The 14,395-nt window shown below is 63.4% G+C and carries 14 protein-coding genes; 9 read left to right on the plus strand and 5 right to left on the minus strand.

Annotated features, from left to right (window positions below; genetic code table 11):
- Positions 1–363: 363 nt before the first annotated feature.
- The 4 genes from QQL24_RS33230 to QQL24_RS33245 all read right to left on the minus strand — a co-directional run bounded on the left by QQL24_RS33230 (position 364) and on the right by QQL24_RS33245 (position 5,296).
- A complete protein-coding gene (locus QQL24_RS33230; RefSeq protein WP_284316611.1) occupies positions 364–1,260 on the minus strand; it encodes an SMP-30/gluconolactonase/LRE family protein in 897 nt (298 codons plus the stop codon).
- 70 nt (positions 1,261–1,330) lie between these two features.
- Positions 1,331–2,758: an FAD-binding oxidoreductase gene (locus QQL24_RS33235; protein WP_284316612.1), complete on the minus strand. Its 1,428-nt coding sequence runs from the start codon at positions 2,756–2,758 to the stop codon at positions 1,331–1,333.
- 27 nt (positions 2,759–2,785) lie between these two features.
- On the minus strand, positions 2,786–3,709 hold the full coding sequence (locus QQL24_RS33240) for a dimethylarginine dimethylaminohydrolase family protein (RefSeq protein ID WP_284316613.1): 924 nt from the start codon (positions 3,707–3,709) through the stop codon (positions 2,786–2,788).
- A 15-nt stretch (positions 3,710–3,724) separates the two neighbouring features.
- Positions 3,725–5,296, minus strand: coding sequence for a zinc-binding metallopeptidase family protein (locus tag QQL24_RS33245; protein ID WP_284316614.1), 1,572 nt, complete (start codon positions 5,294–5,296; stop codon positions 3,725–3,727).
- A 139-nt stretch (positions 5,297–5,435) separates the two neighbouring features.
- Here QQL24_RS33245 and QQL24_RS33250 point away from each other — a divergent pair, with 139 nt between their 5' ends.
- From QQL24_RS33250 to QQL24_RS33285, 8 genes are all read left to right on the plus strand, one after another.
- Positions 5,436–6,344, plus strand: a complete 909-nt coding sequence (locus QQL24_RS33250; RefSeq protein WP_284316615.1) for a LysR substrate-binding domain-containing protein — start codon at positions 5,436–5,438, stop codon at positions 6,342–6,344.
- 140 nt (positions 6,345–6,484) lie between these two features.
- A complete protein-coding gene (locus tag QQL24_RS33255; protein WP_284316616.1) occupies positions 6,485–7,591 on the plus strand; it encodes an ABC transporter ATP-binding protein in 1,107 nt (368 codons plus the stop codon).
- A gap of 95 nt (positions 7,592–7,686) precedes the next feature.
- A complete protein-coding gene (locus tag QQL24_RS33260) occupies positions 7,687–8,802 on the plus strand; it encodes an ABC transporter substrate-binding protein (RefSeq protein WP_284316617.1) in 1,116 nt (371 codons plus the stop codon).
- A gap of 109 nt (positions 8,803–8,911) precedes the next feature.
- On the plus strand, positions 8,912–9,751 hold the full coding sequence (locus tag QQL24_RS33265) for an ABC transporter permease (RefSeq protein WP_284316618.1): 840 nt from the start codon (positions 8,912–8,914) through the stop codon (positions 9,749–9,751).
- Entirely contained in the window at positions 9,748–10,560 is an 813-nt protein-coding gene (locus QQL24_RS33270; protein WP_284316619.1) for an ABC transporter permease, read from the plus strand. The genes QQL24_RS33265 and QQL24_RS33270 overlap by 4 nt, the downstream gene beginning before the upstream one ends.
- Before the next feature lie 185 nt (positions 10,561–10,745).
- Positions 10,746–11,513: a proteasome-type protease gene (locus QQL24_RS33275; RefSeq protein ID WP_284316620.1), complete on the plus strand. Its 768-nt coding sequence runs from the start codon at positions 10,746–10,748 to the stop codon at positions 11,511–11,513.
- Positions 11,514–11,643: 130 nt separating this feature from the next.
- Positions 11,644–12,045 (plus strand): DoxX family protein, encoded by a 402-nt coding sequence (locus QQL24_RS33280; protein WP_284316621.1) that lies wholly within the window; start codon positions 11,644–11,646, stop codon positions 12,043–12,045.
- A gap of 265 nt (positions 12,046–12,310) precedes the next feature.
- Positions 12,311–12,718, plus strand: coding sequence for a DUF930 domain-containing protein (locus tag QQL24_RS33285; protein ID WP_284316622.1), 408 nt, complete (start codon positions 12,311–12,313; stop codon positions 12,716–12,718).
- Positions 12,719–12,942: 224 nt separating this feature from the next.
- On the opposite strand, the gene QQL24_RS33290 is transcribed toward QQL24_RS33285, so the two are convergent.
- Positions 12,943–13,545 (minus strand): exopolysaccharide biosynthesis protein, encoded by a 603-nt coding sequence (locus QQL24_RS33290; protein WP_284316623.1) that lies wholly within the window; start codon positions 13,543–13,545, stop codon positions 12,943–12,945.
- 348 nt (positions 13,546–13,893) lie between these two features.
- Between QQL24_RS33290 and QQL24_RS33295 the strand changes: the two genes are divergently transcribed.
- Positions 13,894–14,388: a (2Fe-2S)-binding protein gene (locus tag QQL24_RS33295; protein ID WP_284316624.1), complete on the plus strand. Its 495-nt coding sequence runs from the start codon at positions 13,894–13,896 to the stop codon at positions 14,386–14,388.
- Positions 14,389–14,395 lie beyond the last annotated feature (7 nt).

The following is a 14,395-nucleotide window of genomic DNA, read 5'->3' on the forward strand; positions in this document are numbered from 1 at the left end:
CCGTCGTGCAACCTCACTCCGTGGGCATTTCTGCTCGCACCTAGACTCAGGCTGCCAAGACAGACCGGCAACTCGGCGCCGAGTGAACTATCTTTCTTTGTAGGTAGCAAGCACTAATCGGAATAGGTAGCCAGATTTAATGAAGACACCGCCGAAGGATTCTTGCTCCTCGACTAACGAGACAGCACTCCCCTCCCCTTTGGAGATAATGTCTAAGCGTAAGCAGCGGACGCAACGGAAGCTGAGCCAAGCGCAAGACGCCTTGGTAATCGTTTACCAGAGTTCGTCACAAAAGGTGCGCCTGAATGACTTAGCTGGCTGCGCCTGTCGCCCACTTCTGTTCAAACCGGCTCAAATTGAACGTCAGGACAGAAAGAACACGCCCTCCTCCTGACCCGCAACACTTGTCCTGATCGAGAAGAGAGAGCCCGAAAGCCGTTCATTGGGAGCGCGGGCGGAGGTCACATAAAGTGTTTTCAGGTCCGCTCCTCCGAAAGCGCAGGTGGTAATATTGCTGACCGGCATATCGATGATGCGATCGATCTTGCCGTTGGGGGCGACACGCACCACGCAACGCCCGCCATAGCGGCAATTCCACAGATATCCCTCGCAATCCATGGCAGAACCGTCCGGATAGCCGCGATCGAAACCTTCGAAGAAGACGCTCGGCTCGCCGATATCGCCGCTAGCCAGGTCATAGCCGAATTCCCAGATGACGTTTCGCATCGTATCGCCGAAATAGAAGTGGCTGCGATCGGGGCTCCAGCACAGTGTGTTGGAGATCATCAGCTCTTCGCGGAAGATGCGTACCGCGCCATCGGGCGCGACGCGAAAGAGCTTGCCCTCGGTTCCTCCCGCCTCCAGCGCCTCGCCGTCGGGCCCGACATTGTTGCGCATGGAGCCGACCCAGAAATTGCCGGCGGGATCGCTGCGCCCGTCATTGAGGCGCACGCCCGGCGAGCCCGGCAGTTCGAAGCCGTGGTCGAGCCGCTTGTCCTGCGCCGGCCACCAGTGGATCAGGCGCGAGCCGAGCGCCACCAGGAAGCGCGCGGGATCGCTGGTGAGCGACAGCGCCACCACCGGCTCCCGGAACAGCCAGGTCTTCACGGACGCAGTGGCCGTGTCGTAACGGTGGATGAGGAAGCGGGTGATGTCGGTCCAGTAGACCGCGGCCTCGTCGGCCTTCCAGACTGCGCCTTCACCGGTACCATCGCCGATCGGCGCGGCGATGGTGATCTCACCGAGTGTGATGTCGCTCACCGAGTGTCCTCCCTTGGCGTCGCGATCCTTTCAGGCCGACATCAGGGAAGCAAGGCCCGCAGGCAAGGCTTCAACCCGGCAGTCGCGAGACATCGACGACCTTGCCGGGATTCAGGATGCCGGCAGGATCGAGCGTCTGCTTGACAGACTGCATCAGCCTGAGCTTGACCGGATCGGCCGTGGCATAGAGCGCATGGATGCGCTTTGAACCGACGCCATGCTCGGCCGAGAAGGACCCGCCGAGCGCCCTTATATTGTCGTAGAGCACGCCCTCGACAGCCGCCAGCACCGGTGCGGATGTCGCCTCGGCACTGCGGTTCAGCATGATGTGGAGATTGCCATCGGCGAGATGGCCGAAGACGAAGGGCGCCAGCCCCTCCTCGATTGCGGCAAGCCCAGCGGTGATACGATTCACATAGGCATCGAGCTCGGACAGGGGCACGGAGACATCGAAGCTCGGCGCATCCGGATGGTCGCGATAGATGACGCCGGATTCCTCGCGCAACCGCCAGATAGCCTGCTCCTGCGCGAGAGAGCCGGCGAGCACCGCCGTGATCTGCGGATGGTCGCACTGCAGATCCACGAGGATCGCGGCAAGCTCTTCCTGCAGGCTCTCCTCGTCGGCCCCACCCAAGGAGAGAATGACATAGACGGCCTGGGACATGTCGAAGCCGGGGGCGGACCAGTTGAAATGCCGGGCGACATGATGGAAATAGCTCGCCCACATCGCCTCGGCCGCGCGCAACTGCCCCACCCCGGCGGCGAGGGCCCGGCGCAGGGTGGCCAGCGCTGCCGCGACGGATGGAAAGCCGAACAGGGCGACGGCATGCGCCGCCGGCAGCGGCTCCAGCTTCAGCGCCGCCCTGGTGACGATGCCGAGCGTGCCTTCGGCGCCGATGAGCAGATGCTTGAGATCATAGCCGGCGGCGTTCTTCACCACGCGGGTGAGATCGGAATAGATGGAGCCATCCGGAAGCACCGCCTCCAGGCCGAGCACGCGGTGGCGCATCACGCCATTGCGGAAGGCCATGATGCCACCGGCATTGGTTGAGATCATGCCGCCGATGGTTGCCGTGCCTCGGGCGGCAAGATCGATGCCGGGGTCGAGGCGATGCGGCAGGGCGGCCTCCTGCAAGGCCTGCAGCCCGCAGCCGGCCTCGACTACGGCCACCCGCTCATCGGGATCGAGCCGCTCGATGCGGTTCATCCGGCGGGTCGAGAGCACGACCTCACCAGGACTGGAGGTCCCACCACCGACAAGGCCGGTACGCCCACCATGCGTCACGATCGGCACGCCATACCGGCCGCACAGCGCCACCACCGCCGCAACCTCCGCCGTGCTGGCCGGCGAGACGAGGGCGGAGGCGCCGAGATTGTTCGGATCTTCGCCGACGTCGAGTTCGCGGATCTTCTCGCCCAGGCGGAGATGGGCCTCGCCGACAATCGCGGCGAGAGCCTCGAGGACACCAGTCGGGAGGGAATGATCCTGTTCTGCCATCGGTTTCCTGCAGGGGTTGGAGCGGCTTCAGGCCGCGCGGCGCAGGGATTGCGCCATGCAGTGGATGCCGCCGCCGGTTTTCGATATCTCGTTCATGTCGACGGCGGCAACCTCGAAGCCCCGGGCACGCAGTTGACCGATCAGGCTCTTGCTTGCGGTCGGTGCGATGACGCGGTCATTGCCCACGGACATGAAGTTGCAGCCGAGCGCCATCGTGTCCTGGAAGGGCACGTCGATGATCTCGTGGCCCTTGCCCTTCAGCCAGTCGACGATGCCGGGCTCGGTGCAGGCTAGGCATACTGCGGTCAGCTTCGGCGCGATCGGCACCACCATCAGGTCGATATGCACATAATATTCGTCGATGAAGGCGATGCGGGTTTCCCAGCCCTCCTTCTCGAACCAGCCGGCGACCTGCCGTGCGCCCTCTTCCTGCGTACGGGCGCCACCACAGCCGATGAGGACGCAGCCCTCTTCGATGACGTTGAAATCGCCGCCCTCGAAGGTGCCCGCCGTCACCATGTCGTAGATCGGAATGCCCATCTTCTCATAGGCGCGGATGGCGGCGTAGTTCTCCCCGCGCCGCCACCAGTTCGCCATGGCGGTGATGACGGCGCCATAGGGCGTCATCACGCTGGAATCGCGCGAATAGACCTGCATCGGCAGCTCGACTTCGGGCTCCAGCCAATGCACCTTCACGTCGAAATGCTCATAGGCGGAGACCAGTTCCTTGTGCTGCGCCTGCGCCGCCTGGATGTTGGCGGGCGCCTCGCGCAGGTGCTTGCGCGACAGGGAGCTCGTGGAAAGGTGCCTGAGATAAGCGGGCGAGCCGAGCAGCACATCGGTCAACCTGTCGGTCTCGTTGCGAAAACCCCAGTTTTTCAGAGGCTTGGTGCCGCCGGCGAGGTTGCGCCGGCGCAGGGTGAAACCATCGTCCTGGTCAGTATAGGCCATGTCCATTCCTCTCGATCATGTGGGGATCCACCATTCGCGCCCGCGAATGGTGGTGATGTATTCGGGCCAGCGGAAACCGATGGGCGGGGGATAGTCGGCAAGCGGCGCGATCCAGTTCGAGCCGCCGATGCCGCCGCCTGTTCGCTCTTCGAACTCGCGTCGGGCAGAGCGTCGCGCCTCGCCATCCTCGACCAGGCGGAGGGCCGACAGCGCAAGCGTCTTGGCCGCGCACACGACCATCGGATCGATCGTCTCGGGGATGCCGCCGAGGGCATTCATTACCCAGCCGGGATAGGTGAAGCCCTCGGGCGCGCGCAGGGCCGGCCGCGCTACGTAGAAGCGTGCGGTCGGAGCATGCCAGCTCATGTCGGTATAGTCGTCCGAGGTGGAATTGAGCTGGGAGGGCGGCAGGTCCCGACGCAGGATGGCCTCGGCGGCCGTGGGCTCGATCAGGCGCTCGCATTCGGCCAGGAAGGGATTTTCCATCGGCTCCAGGCCAAGATTGGCCTGGATCTGCCGGGCAATCCCACGTGCCTCCTCGCCCCAGAGCGGCGGCCCCACAGTCTTGAAAGCATCCCAGACGACGCCGGCCATGGCGTGATTGGCAAGGCCGGGCCGTGACTTGCAGACCCAGTGCCGCTCCACCCGGCAGCCTGTCATCGAGGCCGCCATCTGGGCGTTGCGGTCGAGCATGCCGGTGACCTGCTCGGCCATGTCGAGGCTGGGCACGCGGATCATGTACTGGATCTCGGCAAGCCCCGCCGGCAGGTTGTCGGCCGTCGCCTGCCCCGCCGTGAGGATGGCCTCACTGATCGACCAGCCGCCCTGATGGGTCAGCATGGAATCGCGCAGTGCCTTGGAGGCCATGTACATCATCATCAGCGCATCATTGGCGCCGGGCGCGCGGATGGCCGAGTGAGACTGCGGGATCGGCGCGCCGGCGGCCCGCGTCCAGGCTTCAGGCTCGTCGCAGATGAAGCGGTAGATCATCGCATAGGCGGCACCGCAATGGGTCTCCCAGCGCACGGTGTTGCAGAGCGGCAGCATGTAGAAGGGATGGAAGGAAAGCATGCCGTCGAGGCCGTCATAATAGCCCTTGGCGGCATGGATGGGCTTGGAGCCCCTCACCTTCTCGGCGGGCTCGCCGGTAAAGCGCAGCGTTCCGGCAAGGCCGTGGCGCTCCATCGCATGCCGGGTGGCGAGCAGGCCGCCGAGGGCGGAGATGCCCAGTCCCGAATGGGGATCGGTGTGGCCGCCGGCATGTTCGCTGAGGCCCGGGCGTGGGCGCTTGACGGTGGCGGCATCCTGGCAATTGCCCGGCACCGCATCGTATTCGGCATAGAGGCCGATGGTGGGGCCACCACCGGCAGGGCTGGTCCAGTGCGCGCAGAAGGCCGTGGGCATGCCGCCCGAACCTTCCTCGACACTGAAGCCGTGCCGGCGCAGGGTATCGACATACCAGGCGGCCGACTGGTACTCACGCCAGGCCGTCTCGCCGAAATCGAAGATCGTGCGCGTCCAGGCCGAGAGATCGGCTTTGCCGGCCTCGACATGTTGCAGAGCCGTTGACTGGGCCGCGCTCGTCACGCCTTCCTCCCTTGCTTGGCAAAGGATAAGCGGTGAATGCAGCTCACAAAAAGTGATATGTATTGGCTGTTTCGGCAAATTCCATTCACGTTTGGCCCACCTCTTGCTTGACAAGGGAGCCGCCGCTTCAGGAGTTGTCTTGCGTATTCCCTCGACCCAGGCCCTGCGGGCCCTCGACAGCTTCGCCCGTCACGGCAGCGTCTGGCGCGCCGCCGAGGAGCTCTTCCTGACGCGTAGCGCCGTCAGCCACCAGTTGCGCCTGCTCGAGCGCGACCTTGGCTTCGACCTGCTGGAGCGCCACGGCAAGGGCGTCACCCTCACCGCGCGCGGCCGCCATTATGCCAATGAAGTGCGCAAGGCCCTGACGGTCATCGGGGACGCCTCGGTGCAATATGGCAACAAGGGCGTCGGCGGCTCGCTGACCGTGAGTTGCACGCCCGGCTTTGCCTCGCTGTGGCTATGCACCCACATCGCCGAATTCCAGGACCTGTATCCGGATGTCTCGCTGCGCCTGGTGACGCCGCGCAAGCTCGATGACGTCAGCAATCCCGACGTTGACATCTTCATTGCGTTCGGGGACGGCAACTGGCCCAACCGGGCGGTGGCGCTGCTCTGCGAGGTGGAGTTCACACCTTTGTGCAGCCCGGCCCTTCTCAACAAGGTCGGCGGCCTCAACGAACCGGCCGACGTGCTGCGCACTCCCCTTCTCCATCTCGATGATTTCGACGACTGGACGCGCTGGCTCGCCCTCACAAATGTCGAGCACCCCAATACGGAATGCGGTATCATATTTTCCGATATGAATCTGGTATTTGCCGCGGCGATCGCGGGCCAGGGCATTGCGATGGGGGACGAGTTGACCTGCCGCACCGCCTTGATGGTCGGGCAGTTGGTCCGCCCCTTCGATCGGGCCATCAAGTCTCCGCGGTCATATTTTCTGGTGATGGAGCATGCCAAGACCGGACACGCCGTCTCGACAGCCTTTGCGGACTGGCTGAAGGCCTGCCTTTCGCAGACGAGCCCCACCTTCAAACCCGCTTATGCCTGACGCACTCTGCGCAGTTGGGGTGAATGGAATTTTTCCTGAGAGGCAACAACATTCAATTGTCGTGAACGAAAATCACGCATAGGCTTTCGCATCGGAATGGAGGTATATGCATGGCGCAGGGCGCAGGAGCAGCGCTGGATATGGCAGCCGGACCAGTGGTCACCGAGCATGCTGCCGCTGAAATTCGCGCCGAAGGCATCGGCAAGACCTTCGGCAGCTTCCGGGCCTTGCGCGACTTGTCGCTGAACATCGGGCGCGGCGAATTCCTGACGCTGCTCGGCCCCTCCGGCTCCGGCAAGACGACCTTCCTGATGATCCTCGCCGGATTCGAGCGCCCGACGCACGGACGCCTTACCCGCGACGGCGCCGACATCACCAATCTCTCCGCCGAACAGCGTGCCTTCGGCATGGTGTTCCAGGGCTATGCCCTCTTCCCGCATATGACGGTGGAGCAGAACATCGCCTTCCCGCTGAACATCCGCAAAGTGCCCGCCGAGGAGACCCGCAAGCGCGTCGCCGATATGGTAGCGCGGGTCGGCCTCGCCGGACATGAGCGCAAGCTTCCCACCAAACTGTCAGGCGGCCAGCAGCAGCGCGTGGCGCTCGCCCGCGCCCTGGTGTTCGAGCCGCCTGTCCTGCTGCTCGACGAGCCTTTCTCGGCCCTGGACAAGCACTTGCGCGGGTTGATGCAGGAAGAAGTGAAGCGCCTGCACCAGGAATTCGGCACGACCTTCGTGTTCGTCACGCATGACCAGAGCGAGGCGCTGTCGCTTTCGTCCCGCGTGGCAATTTTCAACCATGGCCAGTTGCTTCAGGTCGGCACGCCCCAGGACGTCTATGAGCGGCCGGCCAGCCGTTTCGTGTCCGAGTTCCTCGGCGAGATCAACCTGTTGCCGCTGCAGGACGTCCAGCGCGAGAACGACAGCGCCCGGGGATCCTGCGACGGCAGCGTGCTCGACGTGCCTTCGCAAAGCCATGCGGGCAGGACCGGCATCCTTGCCATCCGCCCCGAGCACATGGACGTCGCCGCCGCGCCGAAGGAGGACAGCCTGAACTGCCTCGCCGGCACCGTCACCTCCTCCACCTATCTCGGCCCGGCGACCAAGATCTCGCTGACGACGAGCAGCGGCACGCCGCTCAGTCTCACTTTGCCCACCGACCGGGCCGCCGAGGCGCTGCGCAAGGGGCCGCAGCTCTGGGTCACCTGGCCCAAGGACAAGGGCTTCCTGCTGCCCGAGGAGGCCTGAGTCTCCCGAAAGTCGGAACCAAGCGAACGATAACAAAGAGATAGAACAGCAATCTAAACATCTACATCCAGACCATCGAACAGGGGATCCAGGCCATGAACGAAGCGTTCCAGAAAGATTGTCTCGAAATTCTCGCCTCCAAGGTCGAGCGCGGCGAAATCAGCCGCCGTCGCTTCACCCAGCTCGCCGCCATGGTCCTGGCCGGCGCCCCCTTCGCCCTGCGCGCCGGCCAGGCCCGCGCCGACAGCGGCCAGCTCGTCTTCGTCAACTGGGGCGGCGATGCCGTGAAGGCTTATGACCAGGCCTATGGGGTGCCGTTCCAGAAGGAAACCGGCGTTGTCGTCAAGCAGGACGGCACCGGGCCGACGGAGGGCGGCATCACTGCCCAGTTCAAGAGCGGCAAGCCGACCTGGGATATCGTCGACGCCGATCCTTTTTCCGCCATCTCGCTCGGCAAGCAGGGCATGATCGAACAGATCGACTACAAGGTCGTCGACAAGTCGAAATTCCGCCCGGGCTTCGGCTGGGACTACGCCGCCTCGACCTATTTCTTCTCCTACGTCATCGCCTATGACTCCTCGAAATTCGGAGACAAGGTGCCCACCGGCATGGCCGATTTCTTCGATGTGCAGAAATTCCCGGGCAAGCGCTCGCTCTACAAATGGGGCGCCGGCATGTGGGAAGCTGCCCTTCTCGCCGATGGCGTCGCTCCCGAGAAGCTCTACCCGCTCGACCTCAAGCGCGCCCACGACAAGATCGCCGCCTTCAAGGACAATATCGTCTCCTACTGGGGCGGCGGCGCGGAGAGCCAGCAGGTGCTGATGAACGGCGACGCCTCGATGGCGCTCGTGTGGTCGACCCGCGCCTCGGTCATGGAGCAGGATTCCAACGGCCAGATCAAGTTCATCTGGGACCAGGGCCTGATCTCTCCCGGCGCCATGGCGGTGATCAAGAACAATCCCGGCGGCAAGGACACGGCGATGAAGTTCATCGCCAGCTCCCAGGATCCGCAGAAGCAGCTGGTGATGTTCAACATGCTCGGCCAGGGCCCCGCCAACCCGGCGACCGACGCCCTCATCCCGAACGACAAGAAGCGCATCAACCCGGTCGATCCCGCCAATATCAGCAAGCAGGTGGCGCTCGACATGAACTGGTATGCCGACAATTACGGCGCCGCGCTGGATGCCTATACGAAGATCATCTCGGCGTGATCATTCCGGGTGCACGGGCATCTTGCCCGTTTTTGGACCGCCGCGCTGGCGGCAACGGAAGAACGGGCAGGATGCCCGTGCACCCGGACTTTCCCGATTGAGGCAACGTGTGCCAAAGCCCACCACCGTCTTCTCCTTCCTCGCTCTCACCGGCCCTTTGCTGGCCTTCCTGACGCTTGTCTATGTCGTGCCCTTCCTCGGTGTGGCGGAATGGAGCGTCACCCTGCCCTCACCGGGCCTGGACCAGTATGGCCGTCTGGCGGCTGATCCGCTCGTCCTCTCGGTGTTCGTGCGCACCTTCCGCATCTGCGCCACCGTCACGGTGCTCACCGTCATCACCGCCTATATGATCGCCTATGTCTGGGTGCGCGGTACGCCGCTGCAGCAGCGCATCGCGGAACTGTGCATCCTCATCCCCTTCTGGATCTCGGTGCTGACGCGTGCCTTCGGCTGGTTGGCATTGCTCTCCAGTCGCGGCCTGATCAACAGCTGGCTGCAGAGCCTCGGCTTCATCAGCGAACCGCTGACGCTGGTGCGCAACGAGTTCGGCGTCATCGTCGGCATGACACATTTCCTCATTCCTTTCGCGGTCTTCCCACTGGCCTCCGCCATGCGCAGCCTCGATGAACGCGTCTTCCTGGCCGCCCGCGGCATGGGCGCCGGCGCCATCCGCATCTTCTGGTCGGTGTTCGTGCCGATGACCTTTTCCGGCATCATCGGCGCCACGCTGATCGTCTTCGTCTTCGCCCTCGGCTTCTTCGTGACGCCGGCGATCCTTGGCGGCGGGCGCTCGATCATGGCGGCCGAGATCATTTACCTGCGCATGTTCCAGAGCCCCGACTGGGGCCTCGGCGCCGCCATCAGCGTCACATTGGTGGTGATCGTCGCCGTGCTGATGGGTCTGCTCTTCCGCTATGCCCGCCTCGGCGACACGGGGATCTCGCGATGACGGCGCACCGGCCCGGCCTGATCGCCCTCACCGCCGCCGTTCTGGTGGCCGTGTTCCTGCTGATGCCCCTGCTCGCTGTCGTGCCGGTGTCGTTCACGCCGGCACGCTACCTCTCCATGCCCAACGGCCATTACTCGCTGGTGCACTACCAGCAACTCTTCACCAATCCCGACTGGGGCAATTCCATCCTGCTCAGCATTCGCATCGGCGTGGTCTCGAGCGCCATCGCCACCACGCTGGCGACTTTGTTCGCCCTGGGCATCTGGATGTTTCGTCCGCGTTTCACGGCCGCGATCGTCGGCTTCGTGCTGCTGCCGATGATCGTGCCGCCGGTAGTTTCGGCGATGACGCTTTATTTCCTGCTGACGGCCCTATCGCAGGTGAGCAACCTCGTCGGCTACGACACCTGGCTCGGAGTGGCGCTCGCCCATGTGGTGATGATCGTGCCCTTCTGCGTGGTGCTGATCCTGGTCGCGCTCAGCCAGGTCGACCGGCGCATCGATCTCGCCGCCCGCGGCATGGGCGCCACGGTCTGGCAACGCGCGACGAAAATCATCCTGCCCAACATCAAGTTCGGCCTGCTGACGGCAGCCATGCTCTCTTTCGTGCTGTCCTGGGAGGAGATCGGCGTCACGCTGTTCATCACCAGCGTCAACGCCATCACCCTGCCGCGCCTGATGTGGAGCGGCGTGCGCGACAATATCGATCCGGCAATCGCCTCGATCTCGGTGGTGCTCATCGCGCTGACCACGCTTATCCTGGTCATCCGCATGATCTATTCGAGTATGCGGACCCGCGAGGGACACTGAGCGGTCTGCGGCTCGAATGAACAACGCATTTTGAGTATTCGGCCGCCCCAACGTCATTTGCCGGTTTGCGCCCTTCGAATCTTGCTCTATGGGATGGCCGCCGCGCATGAGGGTTCTATCCCGGCTCGGTTTCACGCCGTGTCGCCCGGCGGCGGACCTGTAGTGGCGGACCTGGAGTTAAGTCGATGACCTATTGCGTGGGAATTTCGGTTCGCGAGGGCCTGGTGATGATCGCCGACACACGCACCAATGCCGGCATCGACAATATCGCTACCTTCCGCAAGCTGCATGTCATCGAGGAACCGGGCGAGCGCATCATGGTCGTGTGCACCTCGGGCAACCTCTCCGTCAGTCAGGCGGTGCTCAACTATCTGCAGGAGGGCATCGAGAACCCCGACACCGGCGCGCTTGACACGCTGCTGACCATGCCGAGCATGTTCAAGGCCGCGCAGCTGATCGGCCGTGCCATCCGCACCGTCTACGCCACCGACGGCAGGAGCCTTGAGGAGCATAACGGCCGCTTCGACGTTGCCCTCCTATTCGGCGGCCAGATCAAGGGCGGCAAGATGCGGCTCTTCATGATCTATTCCGCCGGCAACTTCATCGAGGTGACCGTCGACACGCCCTATCTGCAGATCGGCGAGCACAAATACGGCAAGCCCATCCTCGACCGCGCCGTCAATTACAACACCGATATCGGCGATGCCCTGAAGGTGGGCCTGATCTCGATGGATTCGACCATGCGCTCCAATCTCGGCGTCGGCATGCCGATCGACATCCTCGTGGCGCGGCGCGATGCGTTCAAGGCCGAGATCAATCACCGCATCGAGCCGGGCGAACCCTATTACCACGACCTGCGCGAGCGCTGGTCCGCGGCTCTACGCGCCGCCCATATCGCCATCCCGCGCCCGCCCTACGCCACTGGCAAGAGCGGCGTGCTGGACGTGGAGTGAGAGATCCTGGGAGCGCAGGCAAGTCACACCTCTTCGTGATCGGATGTGATCCTCAATCCGCCTGACCTGTCTGGCGCAAGGCGGCTTGTCCCACTATTCCGACATGCAACCGTACTATCACAGGTCCTTCATGTCGCAATCGTCTTCAGAAACCGGGCTGCACCTGCATGCTCCCGCCATCCTCTCCCTGCTGCGCATCGTCGTCGGCTTGGCCTTCATGGAGCATGGCACGCAGAAACTCTTCGGCTTTCCTGCCGGCGACCATGCGATCGCGGCCTTCAGCCTGTTGTGGTTTGCGGGCGTGCTGGAAGCGCTTGGCGGGCTGCTCATTGCGCTTGGCCTGTTCACCCGCCCCGTGGCTTTCATCCTGTCGGGCGAAATGGCCTTCGCCTATTTCATGGCCCACTTTCCCAGGTCGTTCTTTCCGGCGCTGAACGGGGGCGATGCCGCGATCCTGTACTGCTTCTTCTTCCTTTATCTGGTCTTCGCCGGCCCTGGCCCCTACAGCGTCGACGCGGCACGCGAGGGTTGAACACGCACAAAGAAGTAGGCTTCCGCATGCCTTTCCCAAGGGCAGGCCTCTCCCTAATATCAGATCGACAATATCAAAGCCTGACATTAGGTTGCGCTGCGGAATCGGTCCTGGGGACCGGCTCCGCCCTGATCTTGCCGGAGAGCGCAAAAGCCTCCATCGAGATTAGGGCGCAATTCGAGGCTAGATCGAGGCTGTCGGGGTTATCGGCCGCTTGGGCTTTCATGGCGCCAAGGGCGTTGGTGTTGTTTGCCGGACTGGAAGAATGAAAAGAATACTGGTTTCGATCGCCCTGTTGGCTATTGCCGTCTCCCCTGTCCTCGCCCGCCAGACAAATCGGCAAAGCAAGACCGAAGCCGGCCTTGCCAAGCTCGCTCCATCGGACCGCTTCCAGCAGGTCTGTGACATCGAGCTGATGGAGCGCCTGCGCCGGGCCGGGCAGCCGTACAACAAGCCGGACAGCGTCATCGCCTATGCCCTGGGCGATCCCGCCATTTCAGGCGACGTGCTGAAAGGCGATGGCGGCGCCTTTCGCAGCGGCGGCATGTGGTATCAGTATTCCTTCACCTGCTCGGCCACGCCCGACCGCATGAAGGTAATCACGTTGGACTACAAGGTGGGCCAGGCCGTGCCGCGCGGCGAGTGGGACGCGCACGGGCTGTCGATCCATTGAAAAGAACCCCCGACGCGCAACGGACAAGACCGGGCCAAATGGTGAAGCCGCCGGCATTGTGACACGCAATCAGCGTTTCCCCGTCAAGTCGATGGCCCGCGATCCGCTGCAGGCGGTGGAACGGGGCTGGAACACTTGCCGCGGACAGGCGATACGCCTTCGTACGGAGCAACAATCGCGGCCGTTTCCCTGTTTGGCCAGCCGCGACATGCCTGACATGCTGCTCAGAAGATTGCCAGCGCGCCCTGGAAAATCAGGTAGCCGAGGCCGGCGGTGATCAGCAGGCCGAGGCTGGTGGCAATATAGCCGGCCAGGATCACCGCGCCGTCCCGCTCCACCAAGCCGAGGCCGAGGATGCAGATCGGAATGCCCAGTGGGATATTGCCGATGATCGGGATCGGCAGGAGCAGCGCCAGGCCGAGGATCAGCCCGACGATGCCGACGATGCGCCGCGAGCGGGCATCGGCGAAGACGGACAAACGGGGCTTGGCGAAGCGCTCCACCCATTGGATCCAGGGTTCAGCCTTGGTGACGATGCGCTGCAGGTCCTTGCGGGCAAAGCTGCGCTTGGCGAGGAACTGCGGCAGCCAGAGATTGTCGCGCCCCATCACCATCTGCGCCGCGATGAGGGCCACGATGATACCGCAGATGACGGGAATGCCGGGCGGCATGGGCAGGCAGTTGGGAATGCCGAACAGCAGGAAGAGGATGCCGAAGGCACGGTTCCGCATGGCGACAGTCAGGTCACCGAAATAGATGCGCTCATCCCCTTCCGCCGACGCGATCGCTGCGAGAAGTTCGGAGGTTCGGGGGGTACGTGGTTCCAAAATGGGCAGACTCGAGGGTTCGTTGGCGCGCTTATAGTCAGACTCTACGACAATTTCGAGATGATTATGGGAATGGCTACCATTCCCGCGTGTCGGGGCCGTGATTTCAGGCGAGTGTTGTGCTTTTGCCGCACCGGCTTTCGGTCGCCGCCAAACTTCGCCAAAATGACTGAAAACGTCGCGAAATCGCACCCCATCTTTTCAAGCTTGTCACTTGACCGCCCAAAAACCGGGGTCCAGACTGGAATCATTCCGATCTGCTTTATGAGAGTCTCTCGTTCCGCAGGCCCAATGACGGGTACGGGGCACCAGAAGGGACAACAGGTCGCGAACCGGTTGGAGGACCCTATGGCTTCCGTGTCGCTTCTCGTCAACGGACGAGAGATTACGGCTGATGTCGATCCACGTACTTTATTGGTTGAATTCCTGCGTGAGCATCTCAGGCTCACCGGCACGCATGTCGGCTGCGATACCAGCCAGTGCGGCGCCTGCGTGGTGCATATGGACGGCAAGGCTGTCAAATCCTGCACCACCCTCGCCGTCCAGGCCTCGGGCAGCGCGGTGACCACCATCGAAGGCCTGGCCAACAACGGCCAGCTTCATCCCATGCAGGAAGCTTTCCGCGACAATCACGGCCTGCAATGCGGCTTCTGCACCCCCGGCATGATCATGACCGCCGTGGACATGGTGCATCGTCTTGGCGGGGAGCTCGAGGAGGCGACCATCCGCCATGAGCTGGAAGGCAATATCTGCCGCTGCACCGGCTACCACAACATCGTCAAATCCGTCGCGGCCGGCGCCAGGGCCATGACAGGAAGCGGGATGCAACAGGCGGCCGAGTAAGCCGTCC

Source organism: Labrys miyagiensis, assembly GCF_030160835.1.
Taxonomy (GTDB): Bacteria; Pseudomonadota; Alphaproteobacteria; order Rhizobiales; family Labraceae; genus Labrys; species Labrys miyagiensis.

Coding starts and splice junctions, on each gene's coding strand:
- QQL24_RS33235 (WP_284316612.1), bottom strand. CDS start 2,758: ATGGCAGAACAGGATCATTCCCTCCCGACTGGTGTCCTCGAGGCTCTC.
- QQL24_RS33240 (WP_284316613.1), bottom strand. CDS start 3,709: ATGGCCTATACTGACCAGGACGATGGTTTCACCCTGCGCCGGCGCAAC.
- QQL24_RS33255 (WP_284316616.1), top strand. CDS start 6,485: ATGGCAGCCGGACCAGTGGTCACCGAGCATGCTGCCGCTGAAATTCGC.
- QQL24_RS33260 (WP_284316617.1), top strand. CDS start 7,687: ATGAACGAAGCGTTCCAGAAAGATTGTCTCGAAATTCTCGCCTCCAAG.
- QQL24_RS33270 (WP_284316619.1), top strand. CDS start 9,748: ATGACGGCGCACCGGCCCGGCCTGATCGCCCTCACCGCCGCCGTTCTG.
- QQL24_RS33275 (WP_284316620.1), top strand. CDS start 10,746: ATGACCTATTGCGTGGGAATTTCGGTTCGCGAGGGCCTGGTGATGATC.
- QQL24_RS33280 (WP_284316621.1), top strand. CDS start 11,644: ATGTCGCAATCGTCTTCAGAAACCGGGCTGCACCTGCATGCTCCCGCC.
- QQL24_RS33285 (WP_284316622.1), top strand. CDS start 12,311: ATGAAAAGAATACTGGTTTCGATCGCCCTGTTGGCTATTGCCGTCTCC.
- QQL24_RS33295 (WP_284316624.1), top strand. CDS start 13,894: ATGGCTTCCGTGTCGCTTCTCGTCAACGGACGAGAGATTACGGCTGAT.